A 469-nucleotide genomic window follows, 5' to 3' on the forward strand; every position below is an offset into this window, starting at 1 on the left:
TTATCAATTAAGATAAGGGTCAACATACTTAAGCTAAAACGCTATTTTGATTTTAATCAAGACAGTTAGTAGCGACGTGTAGTTTACTACACGAGCTGCGAACTAACGCAGAGTAAAGTCAAAATTGGTAGGTCTGGGCAGACTTGAACTGCCGACCTCACCCTTATCAGGGGTGCGCTCTAACCAGCTGAGCTACAGACCTATTTTATACTCGTTCCTTTACTTAATTTCTTCGTTGTACTCGTCGTTCGCTTGTCATGACCAGACGGTCATTCCAACGCTCACTTCTTGCACGCCTTGAACTTAAGCAAATTAACTTCGCCTAAAAGGTGTGAAGCACTCGCATGTTTGGACTTCTTCTAATTCGTTATCATGTAATTTGTGTGAACACTCTTGTACATGGATGTACTTGTGTCGCGATGGCATGGATGCCATAAAGCGACCAACTTGGCCATATACCGTTAACTTA

The 469-nt window shown here is 42.2% G+C and carries 1 tRNA gene; it reads right to left on the reverse strand.

Annotated features, from left to right (window positions below):
- Positions 1–125: 125 nt before the first annotated feature.
- Positions 126–202: transfer RNA gene (locus tag AC27HL_RS19570), tRNA-Ile, on the reverse strand.
- Between the last annotated feature and the right edge of the window lie 267 nt (positions 203–469).

The organism is Colwellia aquaemaris, assembly GCF_057548755.1.